The sequence below is a fragment of the Virgibacillus salinus genome (assembly GCF_900102415.1).
Classification (GTDB): domain Bacteria; phylum Bacillota; class Bacilli; order Bacillales; family Amphibacillaceae; genus Lentibacillus; species Lentibacillus subterraneus.
Genome location: NZ_FNKD01000002.1, coordinates 885,011 through 904,122, shown reverse-complemented (window position 1 = coordinate 904,122; position 19,112 = coordinate 885,011). Strand labels below are relative to the sequence as shown.

The 19,112-nt window shown below is 36.0% G+C and carries 21 protein-coding genes; 11 read left to right on the top strand and 10 right to left on the bottom strand.

The window, feature by feature from the left end; all coding sequences use genetic code 11:
* Window positions 1-72 precede the first annotated feature (72 nt).
* Together lepB and BLS02_RS11355 are read right to left on the bottom strand one after the other, a co-directional pair.
* Window positions 73-597 carry a signal peptidase I gene (gene lepB, locus BLS02_RS11360; protein WP_092493129.1) on the bottom strand — a complete coding sequence of 175 codons (525 nt, stop codon included), beginning with the start codon at window positions 595-597 and terminating at the stop codon, window positions 73-75.
* Window positions 598-672: 75 nt separating this feature from the next.
* Window positions 673-1,026, bottom strand: coding sequence for a PilZ domain-containing protein (locus BLS02_RS11355; protein WP_175476803.1), 354 nt, complete (start codon window positions 1,024-1,026; stop codon window positions 673-675).
* A gap of 156 nt (window positions 1,027-1,182) precedes the next feature.
* Here BLS02_RS11355 and BLS02_RS11350 point away from each other — a divergent pair, with 156 nt between their 5' ends.
* A complete protein-coding gene (locus BLS02_RS11350) occupies window positions 1,183-1,362 on the top strand; it encodes an aspartyl-phosphate phosphatase Spo0E family protein (protein ID WP_092493126.1) in 180 nt (59 codons plus the stop codon).
* A gap of 12 nt (window positions 1,363-1,374) precedes the next feature.
* On the opposite strand, the gene BLS02_RS11345 is transcribed toward BLS02_RS11350, so the two are convergent.
* A complete protein-coding gene (locus tag BLS02_RS11345) occupies window positions 1,375-2,541 on the bottom strand; it encodes an aminotransferase A (protein ID WP_092493125.1) in 1,167 nt (388 codons plus the stop codon).
* Window positions 2,542-2,651: 110 nt separating this feature from the next.
* Here BLS02_RS11345 and BLS02_RS11340 point away from each other — a divergent pair, with 110 nt between their 5' ends.
* Window positions 2,652-2,813 (top strand): FbpB family small basic protein, encoded by a 162-nt coding sequence (locus BLS02_RS11340; protein WP_092493124.1) that lies wholly within the window; start codon window positions 2,652-2,654, stop codon window positions 2,811-2,813.
* Between the two features lie 222 nt (window positions 2,814-3,035).
* Here BLS02_RS11340 and ric read toward each other — a convergent pair whose 3' ends face one another.
* The 5 genes from ric to BLS02_RS11315 form a co-directional block, all read right to left on the bottom strand.
* Window positions 3,036-3,728 (bottom strand): iron-sulfur cluster repair di-iron protein, encoded by a 693-nt coding sequence (gene ric, locus BLS02_RS11335; RefSeq protein WP_092493122.1) that lies wholly within the window; start codon window positions 3,726-3,728, stop codon window positions 3,036-3,038.
* Between the two features lie 89 nt (window positions 3,729-3,817).
* Window positions 3,818-4,696, bottom strand: coding sequence for a DMT family transporter (locus BLS02_RS11330; protein WP_092493121.1), 879 nt, complete (start codon window positions 4,694-4,696; stop codon window positions 3,818-3,820).
* Between the two features lie 702 nt (window positions 4,697-5,398).
* On the bottom strand, window positions 5,399-5,881 hold the full coding sequence (locus BLS02_RS11325; protein WP_092493120.1) for a YkyB family protein: 483 nt from the start codon (window positions 5,879-5,881) through the stop codon (window positions 5,399-5,401).
* Between the two features lie 243 nt (window positions 5,882-6,124).
* The gene (locus BLS02_RS11320) at window positions 6,125-6,700 is read right to left on the bottom strand and encodes an SCO family protein (RefSeq protein WP_092493119.1); all 576 of its coding nucleotides are present in this window, start codon (window positions 6,698-6,700) and stop codon (window positions 6,125-6,127) included.
* A 122-nt stretch (window positions 6,701-6,822) separates the two neighbouring features.
* Window positions 6,823-7,671 (bottom strand): metallophosphoesterase, encoded by an 849-nt coding sequence (locus tag BLS02_RS11315; RefSeq protein WP_092493118.1) that lies wholly within the window; start codon window positions 7,669-7,671, stop codon window positions 6,823-6,825.
* A gap of 655 nt (window positions 7,672-8,326) precedes the next feature.
* Between BLS02_RS11315 and fadH the strand changes: the two genes are divergently transcribed.
* Window positions 8,327-9,094 carry a 2,4-dienoyl-CoA reductase gene (fadH, locus tag BLS02_RS11305; protein ID WP_092493116.1) on the top strand — a complete coding sequence of 256 codons (768 nt, stop codon included), beginning with the start codon at window positions 8,327-8,329 and terminating at the stop codon, window positions 9,092-9,094.
* 86 nt (window positions 9,095-9,180) lie between these two features.
* Here fadH and trhA read toward each other — a convergent pair whose 3' ends face one another.
* Window positions 9,181-9,816 (bottom strand): PAQR family membrane homeostasis protein TrhA, encoded by a 636-nt coding sequence (gene trhA / locus BLS02_RS11300; RefSeq protein WP_092493115.1) that lies wholly within the window; start codon window positions 9,814-9,816, stop codon window positions 9,181-9,183.
* 302 nt (window positions 9,817-10,118) lie between these two features.
* Between trhA and cbpB the strand changes: the two genes are divergently transcribed.
* The 5 genes from cbpB to BLS02_RS11275 all read left to right on the top strand — a co-directional run bounded on the left by cbpB (window position 10,119) and on the right by BLS02_RS11275 (window position 14,588).
* The gene (cbpB, locus tag BLS02_RS11295; protein WP_092493113.1) at window positions 10,119-10,565 is read left to right on the top strand and encodes a cyclic-di-AMP-binding protein CbpB; all 447 of its coding nucleotides are present in this window, start codon (window positions 10,119-10,121) and stop codon (window positions 10,563-10,565) included.
* An 86-nt stretch (window positions 10,566-10,651) separates the two neighbouring features.
* Window positions 10,652-12,142 carry an MDR family MFS transporter gene (locus tag BLS02_RS11290; protein WP_092493112.1) on the top strand — a complete coding sequence of 497 codons (1,491 nt, stop codon included), beginning with the start codon at window positions 10,652-10,654 and terminating at the stop codon, window positions 12,140-12,142.
* Between the two features lie 272 nt (window positions 12,143-12,414).
* A complete protein-coding gene (gene dapD, locus BLS02_RS11285) occupies window positions 12,415-13,134 on the top strand; it encodes a 2,3,4,5-tetrahydropyridine-2,6-dicarboxylate N-acetyltransferase (RefSeq protein WP_092493111.1) in 720 nt (239 codons plus the stop codon).
* A gap of 14 nt (window positions 13,135-13,148) precedes the next feature.
* Window positions 13,149-14,264: an N-acetyldiaminopimelate deacetylase gene (locus BLS02_RS11280; protein ID WP_092493110.1), complete on the top strand. Its 1,116-nt coding sequence runs from the start codon at window positions 13,149-13,151 to the stop codon at window positions 14,262-14,264.
* 72 nt (window positions 14,265-14,336) lie between these two features.
* On the top strand, window positions 14,337-14,588 hold the full coding sequence (locus BLS02_RS11275) for a YkuS family protein (RefSeq protein ID WP_092493109.1): 252 nt from the start codon (window positions 14,337-14,339) through the stop codon (window positions 14,586-14,588).
* Window positions 14,589-14,769: 181 nt separating this feature from the next.
* Here BLS02_RS11275 and BLS02_RS11270 read toward each other — a convergent pair whose 3' ends face one another.
* Window positions 14,770-15,588, bottom strand: a complete 819-nt coding sequence (locus BLS02_RS11270) for a mechanosensitive ion channel family protein (RefSeq protein WP_092493108.1) — start codon at window positions 15,586-15,588, stop codon at window positions 14,770-14,772.
* A 250-nt stretch (window positions 15,589-15,838) separates the two neighbouring features.
* Between BLS02_RS11270 and BLS02_RS11265 the strand changes: the two genes are divergently transcribed.
* The 3 genes from BLS02_RS11265 to BLS02_RS11255 all read left to right on the top strand — a co-directional run bounded on the left by BLS02_RS11265 (window position 15,839) and on the right by BLS02_RS11255 (window position 19,109).
* The gene (locus BLS02_RS11265; protein ID WP_092493107.1) at window positions 15,839-16,381 is read left to right on the top strand and encodes a peroxiredoxin; all 543 of its coding nucleotides are present in this window, start codon (window positions 15,839-15,841) and stop codon (window positions 16,379-16,381) included.
* A 109-nt stretch (window positions 16,382-16,490) separates the two neighbouring features.
* Entirely contained in the window at window positions 16,491-16,943 is a 453-nt protein-coding gene (locus tag BLS02_RS11260) for a TlpA family protein disulfide reductase (protein WP_092493106.1), read from the top strand.
* Window positions 16,944-17,360: 417 nt separating this feature from the next.
* Window positions 17,361-19,109: an ABC transporter ATP-binding protein gene (locus BLS02_RS11255; RefSeq protein WP_092493105.1), complete on the top strand. Its 1,749-nt coding sequence runs from the start codon at window positions 17,361-17,363 to the stop codon at window positions 19,107-19,109.
* The last annotated feature ends 3 nt before the right edge of the window (window positions 19,110-19,112 follow it).

Sequence of the window (19,112 nt, the reverse complement as noted above, 5' to 3'; positions counted from 1 at the left end):
GCATTTTTGATAATGAATAATAAAATTCAAATATAAAAAGGGTCGGACAATATTGATGCCTGACCCTTTTCTTCATTTTGTCATAGCCCATTGGTCAAAAGGAAAGATAATCATCTCCGATTTTCCTATGATATTTTCTTCACTAACAAACCCCAGACCATTTCTGCTATCTTTGCTTAATATTCGGTTATCACCCATAACAAAATAACTGTTTTCTGGTACCTGAATAGGACCAAATTTTCCGGTATTGCTTTTTGCATCTTTATTTATAAATGGCTGCCCATATTTTTCACCATTAATATACAATATGTGATCTTCTACTTTAATGGTCTCGCCAGGCATCGCAATAATTCGCTTAACGTAATTCTTAAGGGGTCTTTCTATAATGACAATGTCACCGCGTTGAGGTTTATCAATTAAATACGTGAACTTATTGAAAAGTACTGTTTCTCCATCTTCAAGAGTGGGTTCCATACTCTTACCATCAACAACCGATGTTGCAAATACGAATGACCTTAGGAAGAAAGCGAGTACTACTGCTATTAATATAGCTTTTACCCATTCGAGCCATTCATTTTTCTTTTTTGTTTTAGTCAATGAAGACATCCTTTCTCAATACCCGTTCATTCGAAAACATAGTATGAAAGTAATTATTTCGAGAAAAATTTTATTTTAATTCTTTTTGTTCTGTTTGGCAATTTCCTTTAGTTCCTTTATCATATTGTTCTTGTATTCGTCATCCGTATTTAACTGTAATCCTACTTCAGAAGAATTGTGGAAGTTTTTGATCCATATTATTCTTCCTGATGCATGAAAGGAATGAGACTTTAGGCTAAAGGAAAGGTTTATTTTAGTATCCTTTTTCAAATCAATTACATTTTTACAGTTAATTTTTGCCCCTTGATTACTTACATCAAGAATATGAACTTTGGTTGTTACTGTACTGTTTTCTTCTCTTTTAGTCATTTTTCCTTCAACTGGCTGATTAAACACGAAGCGATATGCTTCATTTCTTTTGTAATACATCGAAACCCTCCTAAAGTTTAGCAACCACATTTCTAAAATATCACTTTCAGTACAGCTAAAATAGGCTTTTGAATTACTTAAGCAGAAACTTGTCATTATTTATGAACCTGTGCTAAAGTTAAGTAAGCAATAAAAGGAGGTACTATATACATTAATATGTGCACTACAGAAAAGCTTCTGGAAAGAATAGAATTTTTACGTAATAAAATGACTGATGTTGCTCTTAAAAAAGGATTTACAAGTATTGAATCAATTACTATCAGTCAAGAATTAGATAGGCTTTTAAATCTATTCGATGATGTAAAGCAGACTGAACATCAGAAAAGTATAGATTAAAGTTAAACTGTATTAAATTAATTTTTCCTTCTGTAAAAAAGCCTCAAGGCGGTCAAGTCCAAGTTTGATTGTTTCGATATCATACGCGTATGACAGACGCATATAACCTTCACCTAAGGAAGAAAAGGAATCCCCTGGAACTAATGCTATTTTACCTTCCCGAACTAAATTGATTCCCAACTGAAATGAGGATAATTTATCTTTTATAGGAAACTTTGCGAAAAAATAGAATGCTCCATCTGGTTTATTGACATCAAGCCCCATGTCTATTAAACGATTATATACATAATCACGTCTTTTCTTATATTCACTTCGCATTTTAGCGGGGTCGTCCAACCCGTTCGTTAACGCCTCTAATGCGGCATATTGGCTAATGGACGTTGCGCAAGACACATTGTACTGGTGAACTTTTAGCATGTGTTTTGTTAACCATGCTGGCGCAAGGGTATATCCAATTCGAAACCCAGTCATAGCATGTGATTTAGAAACTCCATTAATGACTATTGTTCTATCCTTAACCTCGTTAAACTCTGCGATTGACGTATGTTTCCAATCATAAACAAGCTCACTGTATATTTCATCTGCTAAAATAAATATATTTTTATGCTGCAAAATTGAAACCAGTTCTTGTAATTCATTTTTAGTGAACGAAGCCCCTGTTGGATTGGAAGGGTAGGGGAGAACGACACATTTTGTCTTACTTGTGATATGTTTTTTCAGGTTTTCTTTTGTAAGTTTAAAATCATCATTGGTTGTGTCTGCATAAACAACCTCTGCTCCAGCCAATTTTATAAGTGGTTCATATCCGGGATAAATTGGTGCAGGAAGAATTACTTCATCCCCTTGAGACAAAATGGTGCGAAACGTTATATCAATAGCTTGTGATGCGCCTGATGTAACAATAATTTCCGATTTTGGGTCATAGTTAACGCCATAATTTTGTTCATAAAATTTTGAAATAACAGTTCGCAATTCAATTATCCCTGCATTATGTGTATACATAGTTTTATTGTGATCTAGTGCAACTTTTGCAGCTTCTTTTACGTGTTCTGGTGTATGAAAATCGGGTTGTCCTATTGTTAGAGACGTTACATTCTGTTCTTCAGAAACCATGTTAAAAAACTTCCGAATCCCCGATATTTCAATATCTTTAACGGAACTATTAAGATTTGGTCGCATCAGTTTAACCTCCTGTGTAAAAAATTCATAAAATGTTCAAATAATTTTGATTTGTTATACAACATAAAGGGTATAATAGATAATGAGCAGTTATAAAGGAGTGTGAAATTATGCGCCCAATAAAATACCAAAATTTTGAAGACCTTGTACAGCAAAACAAGCAAGAGCTATTAAGAGACGAAAATGAGTTAGAACAAATTGAACTTCGTCTGGAAAAAAAGCAATCAGATAAAAAATCTAATCCAGAACACTTTTCATCCTACTATCAATGATTACTTTAGTAGTGAAAAAGCTTATAATTTGATTACTCATTTATAAGTCACTTATTCTAATGATAATCATAACATAGGTTGTTAAGCAGAAACTATCTTTAAAACCTCAAAAAAACAGGGGGGAAACATTTGTATTAAATGTCTCCCCCTGTTTTTTGTTTGCAGATAAGGAAGTATAAATACTTTTCTTACTGCATAAGTGCAACTATGCCAAGTTTCAAATTACAATTTCTTGAAAAGTATATTGTTTTCTAAGTGAACGTGCTGGAATGTGTCTGCTTCCATTTCCGCCAATCGGGCATACGTTATTCGGTATGAGCTGCATGCATCTGCTGGAGGTTCAAACCCTTTGGTAATTTCCCGCATACGTTTTAGAATATTTCCTGATGCTTCATGTTCGTCTTCAAGCCCTCCATTAGCTTCATGGATATGATCTAAAAGTTTTTCACTTGGATTTTTTTCATATTCTTTAATTAAAGGAAATACTTCACCTTCTTCTTTAATCATATGTTCTTCCATATCTACTTTAAAATCGTTATATAAACGATGCAATTCTTTTAGATGTGGATGGTTTGCACCATGCACACGAAAGATCTTTGTAACAAATTGTCCTAACGCAGGGAGTTCTTCATTAAGATACGCATGATGTGTATGAACAACGTGATCAATTAACTCAGTAGGCGGAATGGCATCCCAATCAACTATTTCATGATCTTCTTGTTTCCAGCTATCAAATGCACTATTAAGTTCTCCTAGTACAACTGTTTCATCTATCTTTCCTTCTTTAAAAACATCTCCAAGTGGACGATCCCCACCACAGCAAAAATCGATTCGGCGTTCTTTGAACAAATCACTCGCTTTTGGAAATACCTTCACAATTTCAGCCGGTGTATGTTCAGTAGTAAATTGACTCATTACTATTACCTCCTATTAATGAACTTACTTCGATAATAGTGGATTTATTGTTTGCGTGTCGTGATTGATGTCACTTACTCAGGAATTTTTTAATTAGGGCTGGAATATGCCTGAATTAAAATTACTGCACCGATAATGCACACCATTCCAATCATTTGTATAACCGAGAAGGCTTCATGAAAAATAAATACCCCAATTAATGTTGCAACAACAGGTTCGATTGTCGTTAGTATAGACGCTTTAGAAGCTTCTGTTTTGTTTAATCCATACGTGTAAATAATGTATGCAAATGCTGTTGGCAGAAAGCCTAATCCGAATGCATAAAATAATACGGTTGGGTCCAGTAGCATATGGAACTTTTCATGATAAGGAAAAAATGGCAATAATGTGACAGCAGCAACGATAAATGTATAGGTGGTAATACTAAGACTTGAGTACTTTTTAAGTGCAAATTTACTAAAAATGCTATATAGGGCATACCCAATACCTGATCCTAATCCAAATAGAATACTCGTTAGTTGAAAGGCTCTTAGGTTTAAAGGAATTAATCCAACAACCATCGCTGTACCCAGTAGCGTAATTAAAAGTGCAATAACCTTCAGTCGAGTTAGAGGTTCCTTGAAAAGAAAAAATGATAAAAGAGTAACGAATGCTGGAGCTGTATAAAGCAATGCTGTTGCAACAGGAATTGTTGATAATTCAATAGCAGTAAACATACAGTAATTGAAAAAAATGATGCTGAAAACACCGGTACCAATAAAATATTTTATGTCACGAATGGATTTTAGTTTCAGCTCTATTGGTGAGGTAATAATTAAATAAATAACTAGTATACTAGCGGCAGACCATGCCCGGAGTGTTACAACTTCCATAGGTGTGAATCCGTAAGAATATAAGTTTTTAACATACCAGCCAATTGTACCCCAGAGGGCAGCACCCAAGATAATAAAGACGAAAGCTCTGTTCATGGCAGATCCCCCTTTACCATTCAATAATTGCAATTATATCAGATTATCATACTGTGTATATTCATAATGCGAATTGTTTATATTGGATAATATATCTTGTAGAAAGTAGTTGAATCAAATGATTGGAAGTCTAGTTGCAACCAATATAAATTATTTGTTACCAACAGGAGTAAGAGTAGAGTATGTATATATATTTATTGGAATTATAATAATCTATTTAATGGTGCATCCATTTGTAAACTGGGTGGTTTCGATGCAATCGACCATATTATTAACGTATGTCATGAGTAGTTTAGCCTTTCTAGTGTTATTTCTGTTAGGAATTATTTTAACTACAGTTCTTAATTTAACACTGTTTGCCATGACCTTGCAGTGTCTTGCAATCTTTGGAGGATGTCTTATTATTATTCATACACTCCAGCATATATTTAGGAAAAATAAAAGCATATAAAAAAGCGCTTGTGCTAAAAGCGCTTTATTAGTTGTCTGGAAAACTATAAAATTTAAGTACTGTAGATAACTGGACTACTGAATCAGCCACGTCCAGCTCCAATGTACAGGACGTGGCGTCACCGGTCAGCGCCTAACGCTGCAAAAGTTTACCTATATTGAGGCTTGCACTCCAAGGTTAAAGGGATTCTACGAAAGCAAAATACACTTTTATAAGAATCCCTTTAACGGATGTCAAGTTTTCTAATATGCTTAATAATTACGGCGCGTTTTGGTTGGGGGCCATTCCATTTTCCCAAGAGAAGAAGGGGTGAAGTAAGAAGACGTGTGTTTTCTTTGTGAAACACGATTCTGTTTATCTGTTGGGTGCCAATTAATATAGTTATAGACGATTTTTTTTGCATGTGAAAGTGACATCTTTGTTTGAGGGTTACGATAGCTTGAATCAAGATCACCTAAATGTTCAAGCTGTTTGAAGTCATCTTTTGTAGGGGGAATATGAAAAAAATAGTCGTCTACTTTTACCAAAAGTGTGGAATGCTGATTGCTAAACTTTGGATGATTTGAGAAGTGTAAACCAACTTTTTGTGCACGCTTTTCTTTTAAAAGGCGATTAATTGTTTCTTTCTTTATAAAATAGAGATGTTTGGGTTCTGGTGCTGTTTTGGCATGACGGTTAATGGAATAAAGCGCTTTGGCAATTTCGCTTAGAGGAATCGATTGCTTCCCATTCATACGTTTCTCTCCTCTCTAGGTTATTAGAGTTACTTAGTTATATCGTATCGTAAAGCTCGTCCTATTGCAATATTTAAAAAATCTAAGTTTATAAGGTTTTTTATGAGAGCTTATTATGCTTTTCTTACTGTATAAGTGCAAATAAGGCTTGTCGATAATCCAAGCTTTCTAAGAATTCATTTACTTCGGAGTACAAGATTTATTAACTGCTAAAAAGAAGCAGGATAGACCTGCTTCAGCGTTTTAACTCATATCCTCAATATCCTGAACGATCTTCTCCATATTTGCTTGATCTCTGCCATCATATCCTTTGATAGCATTTCCTTCTGGCGTCACAATAAAAAATCTGGTCGAATGCATCACCTGATTTGAATCTGCAATCTTTTCGACTGCTGCTTTAAAGGATTTAATAGATAATTCTTTAATTGTTTCAAATTCATAGCCTGTAAGAAGATGCCAATTGTCAAATGTACCACCACGAGCTTTGGCATAATCTTTAAGGATTTTTGGAGTATCTTTTTTAGGGTCGACACTAAATGACACAAGTTGAACTTCTTCTTCAAGCCCAGCTTCTTTTAATTGTTTTTGTAAATCTGCCATATTCGAAGTCATTGGTGGGCAAACAGTAGTACAATTCGTGAAAATAAAGTCTACTACCCAAAACTTACCTTCTAAATCGCTCTTACTCACCTGTTCTCCATCCTGGTTTGTAAATGTAAAATCCCCTACTTTGTAGGAATAGTCACCTTCATATTTATCACCACATGCACTTAAAATAACAACCACTAAAAAAGGAAGTATGATTTTAAATTTTGACATATTATATTTTCCTCCTAAATGAAATCGTAACTAGTGTAGCATGTTTCCAGTAAAAAAACTATGAACAAACTGTTACGATTCGGGGCTGAAACGCGGTGGTGACTGTTTAGCTATGAAATTACTCAGCTTTTTAAGGTGAAAGTATGGATCTCTGGTTTGCATAAGAACCGATACGGTAAACGGGTTGTACCTAGGCCTCTGTTTACAAATAGTGTTAATTTGTCGTTTTGTAATGTGTGTTTTCCTTGTACATATTTCTCTGCATACATTGGAGTATATAAGTGTCCGATAAAAGGTAAGCGAACTTGTCCGCCATGACTATGTCCTGAGATCTGAATATCCACTGGAAAATGAACCGTCGTGTCAGCAAAATCAGGTTCGTGTGCAAGTAACATTGTAAAAAGGTTTGGATCTGCATTTGTTAATGTTTTTTCTAAATCTGGTCTGCCAAGCATTACATCATCGATACCAGCTAATACAAATTTTTCGTTATTTACTTTAACTATTGTATGGTTGTTTTTTAATAGATTAAATTCAGCTTTGTCCATGACATTCTTTACGATGTCAGTCCCATAACCACCATGATCATGATTGCCGTATATCCAGTATTTTCCATGTTTTGCTTTGAGCTTTCGTAATTCTTGAATTAGCTCGTTATTCCAGTCATACGTGTGTGGTTTATCGACAAGGTCTCCGGTAAATACAATTAAATCCGGTTTCTGTTTATTTATTGTTTTTACTAATTCAGCAAATTGATCAAGTGAATAATGAAAACCGATATGTGTATCAGAAAACTGTACGATTTTAAAGTTGTTAAATGACTCAGGTAACTTGGAAGATGCTAGAGTCTGCTGGGTAATGTCAAGCATAGTTGGCTCCATTTCACGTGCATAGTAATAAGTACCGCCACTTAAGCCAACCAAAGCAAGTAGGCTTCCAATAGATTTCTTTAAGAAAGTGCGTCTATTCATATATGTCAAACCTTTCAGGGGTTTAAAATTCTTTTAGTTAAGTTTATAACATTGTTTTTTAATCTTCGCAGTTTATATAAACTGCGAACTAACTGCTAGAATAAATTCTATAAACTCTCGTCCCGCCGTCCGGGGTCGCTACGGGCGGATGCGCACCTTAGGGCACGGCCTCAACCTCCGAAGCGGCATAATAGCACTCAAACTTTTTGAAAAGTACTTCGCAGTTTACATCAAGTACGTTAGGATTTCATTACTTTGAGAAAGAAACAATCATATAGAAAACAGCTTGTAATTATTTTTTATTATGATATTAATCATACCTTATTTTAATATGAGATTAAATAAGATTTTAATAGAAGATGCATCTTGTTTACGGTTATTTTTTTGACTTTTGTGATTGTTATAAATATGATAATACATATAGACGAAGGTTGTTTTCTAAATGATTGTTGTTAGAAAACCTGGATGCTGGCACATCAAATATATGAAGACTCATGTGAGAAAGCGAAGACGATGAGTCCCCACATTGAGCGTTCTCTGCGAGCAAAGAGGGCCAGTCCAAGGGAGCGTATATTTATCGCAGTTTTTGTCAACAGCGAGGGTTTAAGGAGCAACAAAACTTACGAAAAGAACCTAATTGAAAAAGGGGGATTATATGAATAATAAAACAGTTATTGTAACAGGAAGTTCTAGTGGAATGGGAAAGTATATGGCTGAAAAGTTTGCTGTGGAAGGTGCGAATGTTGTTCTTACAGGTAGAAATGAAGATCGATTGCAAGTGACTAAAGAGGAGTTGGAAAAAAACTCAACAGGTGAATTATATATAATTTCAATGGATGTAAGAAAGCCTGAAGACGTGAAACGGATGGTCGAGAAGACAGTCGAAAAATTTGGTTCAATTGATCATCTCGTGAACAATGCAGCTGGTAATTTTATTGCTGCAGCGGAAGAACTTTCAGTTAATGGCTGGAATTCTGTAATTGACATCGTGTTAAATGGAACATTTTATTGCAGCCAAGAGGTAGGGAAGTACTGGATTGAGAATGGAATAAAAGGCTCAATCATTAATATGGTTGCTACATATGCATGGAACGCTGGGGCAGGTGTTGCTCATTCTTCTGCTGCAAAAGCAGGGGTACTCAATCTGACACGTACTTTAGCAGTGGAATGGGGAACAAAGTATGGTATCCGTGTGAACGCAATTGCCCCGGGACCGATTGAGCGTACTGGAGGAGCAGAAAAACTATTTGAATCAGAAAAAGCTGCGGAACGTACAATAAATTCAGTCCCGTTACAACGGTTGGGTAAGCCGGAGGAGATTGCTGATCTTGCTCACTTTTTACTCTCCGGCAAAGCTGCATACATTAATGGTGAAGTCATAACAATGGATGGAGGACAATGGCTTAATAAGTTTCCTTTTTAGCACTTGGCGATAAGCTAAGTTTTCAAAAATTTAAAGGTTGCTATCCCAAAGAGGATAGCAACCCAACTTTAATTGCGAAAATAGTCTTAAATAACATAATAAAATACAGTAAAGAAGTGAAATATGGAACCAGCCAGTACGAATAGATGCCATATAGCATGGTGATAAATAAACCCGCGCCATATATAAAAGATTGCCCCTAGTGTATATAACATTCCACCAATCATTAATAGCAGCATACCTGTTCCATCCATAGTTGCCATAAGCGGATTCCATACCAGAGTAATTAACCAACCCATTAAAACATAAAATAGTGTTGACAGAACAAGGAATTTTTTTACGAAAAATATCTTGAAGACAACTCCTATTAATGCAATCCCCCATACAGTCCCAAACAAAATCCAGCCCAAGTCATCGCGTAAATGCACAAGCAGGAAAGGGGTGTATGTACCTGCAATAAACAAATAAATAGAGGAATGATCAAAGATTTGGAAAATATCTTTCCATTTTCCTTCAGGCAGGCTATGAACAATCGTTGATGATAAATACATAATTAGCATCGTTGTTCCGAATATGGTAACGGACACAACTTGCCATGGGTTCCCGTTAAGTGAAGCAAATAAAATCAACAGCACAAGACCAGCAATACTTAATAATGCACCAATCCCATGTGTTATAGCATTAACAATTTCTTCTTTCTTTGTGAAAGTGTGTATTTCCATTTAAAATCCTCTTAATTATTCGACATATTATTATTGTACACTGAAATTTGAATAAAACTAGTTACAAAAGTCATAACAATTCCTGCCTCTAATTTAGAGCGTTCAGTTATGTTTTCTCATAAACTTTATAAAAAAATTTGTCATTAAATTAACCGATAATATTATTAATATGTAAGAACTATATATGTTTCTCGAACATTAACTATGGTAAACTAAGGATGTGGATGTAGGTTTTAACTCCTTTTTCAAGTCTAAATAAAAATGATGTTTGCTGCCAGTATTTCTAAAAGGAGCGATTTAGTATGAGTACGATACAAGATAAGCAATTAACAGATATTGTAGTAGAAGATATAATGATATCATCTGAAAAAGTTGCCCATGTTCAGCTGAATAATCCATTGGAACACGCACTATTAGTATTGGTGAAATCCGGTTATTCCGCTGTTCCTGTATTGGATGCATCTTATAAGTTAGTAGGAACGATAGGTAAGACAATCATTTTAAATGAAATTCTAGGTTTAGAGCGATTTGAGATAGAGAAACTTTCTGACATGCGCGTTCATGAAGTAATGAATACAGATATACCATCATTATCAAGAGATGATTCGTTTATGAATGGGTTAAAAGCAGTTATTAATAATACATTTGTATGTGTTTCTGATGATGAGGGTTATTTTGATGGAATTGTAACCAGACGTGCTATTCTAAAACAAATGAAGCGAGACTTTTATACAAACAGAAATGATTAATTATAAAATTGAGTTATTGCTGCACCCTTGCAGAAAATATAAATGCGTAGGGTGTTTTTTAATTTAAGTAGAAACTGTGATAACCTATGGTAACTCGTCTAAAAAAAATTAAAACGATGAAACGCCCATTTGTATTGGCAGCCGTTATGCTTGGCATGTTCTTAGCTGCAATAGAAGCGACAATTGTTGCAACAGCAATGCCTAGCATTGTGGCAGATCTTGGAGGATTTTCGCTGTATAGTTGGGTGTTTTCTGCATATTTACTGACTAATGCTGCTACTGTATTAATATTCGGGAAGCTTTCTGATATCTTCGGAAGAAAGCCTGTTTTTATGATTGGCATTACAATTTTCCTGACAGGTTCTACGCTCTCAGGCTTTAGTGGAACCATGACAATGCTGATCATTTCACGGTTTATTCAAGGTGTTGGTGCAGGTGCATTGATGCCCATCGCAACTACGATAATTGGTGATATTTACAGCAAAGAAGAGCGGGCCAAAATCCAAGGACAGTTGTCTAGCGTATGGGGTATATCTGCTGTTACCGGACCATTGCTTGGTGGGCTTTTCGTCGATGTCTTAAGTTGGCGTTATGTTTTCTGGTTGAATATTCCACTAGGTATACTTGCTATGCTAGGGATATTTTTCTTTTTTCATGAAAATATTGAAAAGCAAAAGCGTTCTGTTGACTATCTAGGATCGGTGTGGATTGTAATATCTGTTACATCATTGCTATTCATTTTAGTTGAAGGTGGAATAGGGATTCCGTGGAATTCCACTGAAATGTATGGATTGATTGGTTTAGCTGTGTCTGGGTTAATATTATTTATTAACCAGGAACGGCTTGCAGTGGACCCGATGATGCCGTTTGAGATTTGGAGACATCGAATAATTAGTATTGCTAATTTAACATCGCTGACGACTGGAATGATACTCATTGGTGTTTCCAGTTACCTACCTGCTTTCGTACAAGGTGTTATGGGTTATTCTGCAACAGTAGCAGGGTTTACGTTAACAACAATGTCCATTGGCTGGCCTATTGCAGCTATGGTCGGGGGCAGGCTTTTGTTGGTAATAGGATATAGAGCGACATCATTAATTGGTGGAACATCATTAATTATTGGAGCACTATTGTTTTTCCTGTTATCACCTGATAAAGGTCCGGTATGGGCGGCTGCAGGATCGTTCTTTATTGGAATAGGTATGGGTTTAACAAATACATCATTTATTGTAGGAATACAAAATGCTGTTGGATGGGAAACTCGTGGTATTGCAACTGCTGCAAACATGTTTATGCGCTCGATTGGCAGTGCATTGGGTGCAGCATTACTTGGCGGATTACTAAACAGCAGGATACAAACCTTTATTCAGAATAAAGAATTGGAAAATGAAGTCTCAGTCGATACGGCAAATAGTTTATTAGATCCACAACAAAATGCTTCCTTGTCGCATGAAGTTAAGTCTGTATTACAAGAAGGTCTTACTTCAGGATTGCATCTCGTTTACATGGGGTTATTAGTTCTGGCAGTGATCAGTTTTATCCTGATTTATTTTTTGCCAAAAAAAGGACAGGAATAGCTTGTTGCTAAGGTGATTATAAAATATAAGTTACTGGGATTACTGTACTTTTCGGTTCACCCATGTCCAGCTCCAGCGCCTATTGCCTAGCGCACTTCCGGCACCTCCTTACGATAAGTCAACATCGATTCGCATCGCTCTTCGTGTTTCCTTTATCTCATATGGTGCCGTACTGGTCATACGCAATAAACATGCGCTTGCGCTTTTGTTCTTGCGAGTGCTTGTGTGGTCTGCTACAGTAAAATAAATACATAAAATTGGAGGAACAGATTATGAAAATGATGGATGCAAACGAGATTATCAGCTTTATTTCAAATAGCACAAAGAGTACACCTGTAAAGGTATATATTAAAGGTGAGCAATTGAATGAATTAAACTACGGTGATTCAATTCAGTCATTTGTTGAGAAAAATAGTGGTGTGTTATTTGGACAGTGGAAGGACATCCAATCCTTTTTGGCAAACAATAATGAGCAAATTGAAGACTACGCTGTGGAAAATGATCGCAGAAACTCTGCCATTCCGTTACTTGATTTAAAAGAAGTTAATGCACGAATTGAGCCAGGTGCAATCATCCGTGACCAAGTTGAGATTGGAGACGGAGCAGTTATTATGATGGGCGCAAGCATTAACATAGGTTCAGTTGTTGGTGAGGGCACCATGATTGATATGAATGTTGTTCTTGGTGGTCGTGCTACTGTTGGTAAAAATTGTCATATCGGTGCCGGCACAGTGCTTGCGGGTGTTATCGAACCGCCTTCAGCAAAACCGGTTGTCATTGAAGATGAAGTAGTTATTGGTGCAAATGCTGTTATTCTAGAAGGAGTAACAGTGGGTAAGGGGTCAATTGTAGCTGCTGGATCAATTGTGACAAAGGATGTTGAACCAAATACATTGGTTGCAGGTACACCTGCTAAAGTATTGAAAGAAATCGATGATAGTACAAAATCAAAAACAGAAATCAAACAAGAGCTTCGTAAATTAGATAACTAAAGCAGGGGATTAGCATGAATTTAGTAGAAATCAGAAGGGAATTGCATCAAATTCCTGAGTTGGGTTTTCAGGAATTTAAAACGCAAACCTATTTGCTGGATAAGATTAATGCAATGCAAACAGATAGGGTAGAAGTAAAAGAGTGGCGAACTGGAATCATGGTCCGTGTTTCAGGAGCTAATCCCAATAAAACAATTGGATTTCGCTGCGATATTGATGGCCTGCCGATTACGGAACAAACAGATTTTCCATTTAAATCCACACATGAAGGTCAAATGCATGCTTGTGGACATGACTTTCACATGACAATTGCGTTAGGATCACTTAAACTCATTATTGATCACCCGATAGATAATGATGTTGTGTTTCTGTTTCAACCCGCTGAAGAAGGACCTGGTGGCGCATTACCGATGATGGAGTCAGATAGTTTTAAGGAATGGAAGCCGGATGTTGTCTTTGCTTTACACATTGCTCCTGAGCTACCTACCGGAACAGTGTCCAGTCGCCCGGGATTATTATTCGCAAATACGAGTGAATTGTTCCTTGATTTTTCTGGCAAAGGAGGACATGCTGCATACCCACACTTAACTAGGGATATGACTGTTGCAGCAAGCTCCTTTGTTGTGGAATTACAGCAAATTGTCGCAAGAAACCTTAACCCATTGGAAAGTGCTGTCGTTACAGTTGGTAAGATGGAGAGTGGGTTTGTGCAAAATGCAATTGCTGAGTCAGCAAGGTTGGAAGGGACAATCCGTACACTCGAACCTGCTACAATTAATGTAATTAAGCAAAAGTTGGAAAGATTGATTCAAGGGTTTGAAATTTCCCATGAATGCAAGATTGCTATTGATTATGGTGCAAATTATTATCAGGTATACAATGAGCAGCAGTATGTTGATATATTTGCTGAAACTATGACAACTAACAATATTAATTATCAGGAGGCTAATCCTGCAATGACTGGAGAAGACTTTGGCTATATGCTAAAAGATATTCCAGGATTCATGTTCTGGCTTGGCGTTGATTCTCCATTTGGTTTACACAATGCTCAACTAACCCCTGATGAAGATGCGCTAGAGATAGGCGTAAAGGCTGTTAAAAATACAATACAAGCTTTATCTGCTTGTTGATTTCTGTATATCATTTTATCTTCTGGAAAAACTAGATGCGTAAATGCTTTGTATCTAGAGGAGGTATTATGAATGGCGCGTATTGGTGTTGAAGAAAGTCTTTCAGATGTGAAGGATGGTCTAATGGAAATGGGACATGATGTAGTTGATCTGCACTCAGAGGATGACACAGAATATTGTGATTGCTGTGTTATTACAGGACAGGATAAAAATGTAATGGGTATGTCTACAACAAGTATTGCCGGCCCTGTAATTAATGCAGAAGGATATAGTGCTGAAGAGGTCTGCCAAATGGTAAATCAGAAATTAAATGGAAACGAGTAATATAGTAAAATCCCAGTTCGTATAATACGAACTGGGGTTTTTGCTTGCAGTTAAGAAAGTATAAATACTTACTTACGGCTTTCGCAATTAAGGCTTGCACTCCTAAGTATAAGGGATTCTAAAAAAGCAAAATACGCTTACATAAGCATCCCTTTACAAATGCCAAGTTTTTTAATTTTATTTAATCTTTTTGAATATTAACCTGGTGTGGAAATGGTATCTCAATATTTGCCTCATCAAACGCTTCTTTTATTCGCTTAAGCATGTCGCGCTGGCATCCGAACTGTTCTCCGTTTTCAGTTTGTCCCACAACACGGAGGACAACGTCTGATGAACCCAAACCTTGAACACCTATCGGATTAGGACCATCCTTAAATCGTTCATCCTGCTGGAATTCAGCACAGACCTTTTCCAATAAACTAATAGCTTCATCAATATTTTCATCATAGCTAATTCCGATATCAACCAGTGCACGCATATTTCCACGTGAATGGTTGGCAACACCAATGATTTCTCTATTTGGAATAAAATTTAATGTTCCATTAAAACTGCGGATTTTTGTTGTTCGTAAGCCAAGTTCCTCTACAATCCCATCATAGCCACCAGCTGTAATATAATCGTCAACTTCTACTTGTCGTTCAAGTAATAGGAAAAAACCTGTTACAACATCACTCACAAGTCCCTGAGCACCAAAACCGATTGCTAAACCAAGAACACCTGCACCCGCAAGTAGTGGTCCAATCGGGATAGTAAATATTGCAAACAACATAACAATAAATACAAAAATCATTACATAAGAAAACAAGTTGACTAATAATTTTTCAAGCGTCTTCACACGACTCTCAGATATTTTTTGATTAGAGCCAGCTCTATTTATTGTTCTTTCAATAATTTTTTTGCCAATTGGAATAAAAATAATAAAGGCTAAAATGAGTAAACCGATTTTTAAACCAATATTTATCAGATTAGTTACATCTACCTCGATTCCGAAAATCCCCATATGTACCCTCCTTTCTGTATTTTTAGTGTATCTAACTCGACAGACTCTATTAATTTACCACATTTATTTAGTTTTAAATCATATACACCCATAAAAAGGTTATACTGGAACAGATTTTTGTCAATAATAAGAACATATTATGTAATTTATATGTACATTTTTAAAAGACTAGGGTTTCATATTGACTGGTTTATAGAGTGTTCTATAATAAAAATTAGCTTGATAAAATATCTAAGCGGAGGGATTACATATGGCAGAAAGAATGGTAGGAAAACAGGCACCACGATTTGAAATGGACGCTGTAATGCCTGATAAGGAATTTGGTAAAGTTAGTTTAGAAGAAAATATGAAAAATGATATGTGGACTGTTCTTTTCTTCTATCCAATGGACTTTACATTTGTATGTCCAACAGAAATAACAGCAATGTCAGATCGATATGATGAATTTGAAGATTTGGATGCAGAAGTGATAGGTGTTTCAACCGATACAATTCATACACATAAAGCCTGGATTAACACATCACGTGATGATAATGGACTGGACCAGCTTGGTTATCCTCTAGCTGCAGACACAAACCATATTGTATCCAAGGATTATGGGGTGTTAATTGAGGAAGAAGGTGTTGCATTACGTGGATTATTTATCATTAATCCGGAAGGTGAATTACAATACCAAACAGTATTCCATAACAACATTGGTCGGGATGTTGATGAAACGCTGCGTGTTCTACAAGCTCTTCAAACTGGTGGACTTTGCCCAGCAAACTGGAAACCTGGCCAGGAAACATTATAAAAAATTATCATATATAATAAATGTATAAAAATTATTAGAGCTGGCTCATCGCATACGTTATGGCAATTGAAGTCAGCCTTTTTTGCTTATTTAACAGGAGGTAGACATTATGAGGTTAAGAGATCAAATGCCCGAATTAGAAGGAGCTACAAAGTGGTTGAATAGTAAAGCGATTAAAAAAGAAGCTTTAATTGGAAATAAACCAACACTAATTCATTTCTGGTCGGTAAGCTGCGGAACTTGTAAAGAGGCAATGCCAAAAGTAAATGAATTCCGTGATGAATACAAACGCGACTTAAATGTAATTGCGGTTCATATGCCACGTTCAGAAAAAGATTTAGATCTTGATCAGATTAAAAAGGTTGCGAATGAACATGATATTACACAGCCAATATTTGTAGATAACGATCATACATTAACAGATTCGTTTCAAAATAAGTATGTACCTGCATATTATGTATTTGATTCTGATGGAAAATTAAGACACTTTCAGGCTGGTGGGAGCGGGATGAAAATGCTTCGTAAGCGCGTCAACCGAGTATTAGGTAAAACAGAGAGATAATTACTAGTTAGACAGCATCTATTTATAAATAATGGTTCTGCGATTATAAAGGAAAAAAACAACAAAAATCCAGACGCGAAATGCGGAAAGCCAAATGGATCCTCATTCCGCTAAAAGGCAGAAAAGCTGTACCATGATCCTAACTTAGCCCTAAAAATAGGAATTTAATGGGGATAGCAGAACGAGAATACGGCAGGACAATAAATTGAATACTGATTCCGCTATAAGGAAGTTTAAAATGCTCAGAATCCATCTGAGCGTTTTTGCTTTATTTACACCAGTAAGAATTAACTTAGTCAAATATGCTTTATTTTGTAATAAATAAAAAAGTTAAAAAAATTAAACAAAAGAGTGGAAATTTATTTCGGAACCCGTTATATTAGATATTACGTATAAACATCAGGGGGAGGGAACATATTGGATACTTTTAAAAAGTTAAAGCATTTTTATTGGCCATACAGAAAGTTTTTCTTTACTTCATTAGTTTTCTTATTATTTGTGGCAGCTATTACTGTTGTTTACCCAATAATATTGCAGATAACGATTGATGAAGTAATGAGAGCGGGCAGGTATTCATTAATACCTTATATTTCAGTTGCGTTTTTTCTTATAATGGTATTTAAAGGATTTTCAACTTACTATCATCAATATCTTGGAGAATTCTTTGGTATCAGGTCTGTTTATGTAATAAGGGAAGCATTATATGAAAAGCTTCAGGTACTATCATTCAAATATTATGATAATGCAAAAACAGGAGACTTAATGTCACGGTTGACAGCAGATGTTGAGATGTTTCGTTTTTTCCTTTCTTTTGGATTTTCAGAATTAATTAGGATCACATTACTTATCCTTTTCAGTTTAAGTGTTATGTTCTACTATTCTATTCCACTAGCATTGGTAACGATGGCTGCTATGCCGTTTTTGGCAATAGTAGTATTCCAATTTGATAAACGTGTACACCCGGCGTTCAGGGGGATTAGAAAATCGTTCGGTCGTTTGAATACGCGTGTCCAGGAAAATATTAGTGGCATGAATACAGTTAAATCTTTATCCAGGGAGAACTTTGAAATAGGGAGATTTTCCAGCAGTAATGACAACTATAAGCAGAACTTTTTGACTACTGCAAAAATATGGGCAAAGTTTATGCCGCTTATGGAATTCATTGGAAATGTATGTGCGGTTGCATTGTTAGCATTTGGTGGTTATCTGGTTATTAATAATCAGCTGGAACTCGGAGAATTAGTAGCATTTTTTAGCCTTGTTTGGTATATATTAGGACCACTTATGAACTTGGGATTTGTCATTAATCAGTTTTCTCAAGCTAAAGCTTCTGGAGAACGTTTATTGGAGATATTAGAAGCAGAAGAAGACATTGTCGAGAAGGATGATGCGATAGATACACCAATAAACGGTCATGTAACATTTAATGATGTCACATTAACGTATACAAAAGACGATGATACAGCACTTAAAAATATAACGTTTGATGCACCTCCAGGAAAAGTGATTGGCCTTGTTGGTTCAACAGGATCAGGGAAAACGAGTATCACACAGTTAATAACACGCTTTTATGAACCGGAAAAAGGTGACGTGCTGGTTGATAACCGTCCTGTCGATAATTATAAGATTAAGACGCTGCGAAAACATATAGGTTTTGTTTTACAGGAGTCCTTCTTATTCTCAACTTCAATTAGAGAGAATATCGCCTACGGTTCACCAGATGTATCGGATGAACAAATAATTGACGCAGCCAAAAGGGCACAAGCGCATGATTTTATAATGGAGATGCCAGAGGGATATGGAACGATGCTTGGTGAACGAGGAATGGGCTTGTCGGGTGGTCAGAAACAACGTATTGCAATTGCACGGGCAATTTGTATCAATCCTAGTATACTTGTTCTTGATGATGCAACATCAGCTGTAGATATGGAAACTGAATTTAAAATACAGAAAGCACTTAAAGAGGTTATGAAAGGTAGAACAACCTTTATTATTGCACATCGGATTTCGTCTCTAAAACATTCTGATGAAATACTGGTCTTGGAGCACGGTGAAATAGTTGAACGTGGTACTCATGATGACCTAATAAATAATCATGGTCCATACCAGCGTGTATATGATATTCAGTACCAGGATCGTGAAGCAATAATGAATACTGTAACATAAAGG

Coding starts and splice junctions, on each gene's coding strand:
- BLS02_RS11290 (WP_092493112.1), top strand. CDS start 10,652: ATGGTAACTCGTCTAAAAAAAATTAAAACGATGAAACGCCCATTTGTA.
- BLS02_RS11270 (WP_092493108.1), bottom strand. CDS start 15,588: ATGGGGATTTTCGGAATCGAGGTAGATGTAACTAATCTGATAAATATT.
- BLS02_RS11340 (WP_092493124.1), top strand. CDS start 2,652: ATGCGCCCAATAAAATACCAAAATTTTGAAGACCTTGTACAGCAAAAC.
- BLS02_RS11355 (WP_175476803.1), bottom strand. CDS start 1,026: ATGTATTACAAAAGAAATGAAGCATATCGCTTCGTGTTTAATCAGCCA.
- BLS02_RS11345 (WP_092493125.1), bottom strand. CDS start 2,541: ATGCGACCAAATCTTAATAGTTCCGTTAAAGATATTGAAATATCGGGG.
- fadH (WP_092493116.1), top strand. CDS start 8,327: ATGAATAATAAAACAGTTATTGTAACAGGAAGTTCTAGTGGAATGGGA.
- BLS02_RS11265 (WP_092493107.1), top strand. CDS start 15,839: ATGGCAGAAAGAATGGTAGGAAAACAGGCACCACGATTTGAAATGGAC.
- BLS02_RS11350 (WP_092493126.1), top strand. CDS start 1,183: ATGTGCACTACAGAAAAGCTTCTGGAAAGAATAGAATTTTTACGTAAT.
- cbpB (WP_092493113.1), top strand. CDS start 10,119: ATGAGTACGATACAAGATAAGCAATTAACAGATATTGTAGTAGAAGAT.
- dapD (WP_092493111.1), top strand. CDS start 12,415: ATGAAAATGATGGATGCAAACGAGATTATCAGCTTTATTTCAAATAGC.
- ric (WP_092493122.1), bottom strand. CDS start 3,728: ATGAGTCAATTTACTACTGAACATACACCGGCTGAAATTGTGAAGGTA.
- BLS02_RS11325 (WP_092493120.1), bottom strand. CDS start 5,881: ATGAATGGGAAGCAATCGATTCCTCTAAGCGAAATTGCCAAAGCGCTT.
- BLS02_RS11330 (WP_092493121.1), bottom strand. CDS start 4,696: ATGAACAGAGCTTTCGTCTTTATTATCTTGGGTGCTGCCCTCTGGGGT.
- BLS02_RS11320 (WP_092493119.1), bottom strand. CDS start 6,700: ATGTCAAAATTTAAAATCATACTTCCTTTTTTAGTGGTTGTTATTTTA.
- BLS02_RS11315 (WP_092493118.1), bottom strand. CDS start 7,671: ATGAATAGACGCACTTTCTTAAAGAAATCTATTGGAAGCCTACTTGCT.
- BLS02_RS11280 (WP_092493110.1), top strand. CDS start 13,149: ATGAATTTAGTAGAAATCAGAAGGGAATTGCATCAAATTCCTGAGTTG.
- trhA (WP_092493115.1), bottom strand. CDS start 9,816: ATGGAAATACACACTTTCACAAAGAAAGAAGAAATTGTTAATGCTATA.
- BLS02_RS11260 (WP_092493106.1), top strand. CDS start 16,491: ATGAGGTTAAGAGATCAAATGCCCGAATTAGAAGGAGCTACAAAGTGG.
- BLS02_RS11275 (WP_092493109.1), top strand. CDS start 14,337: ATGGCGCGTATTGGTGTTGAAGAAAGTCTTTCAGATGTGAAGGATGGT.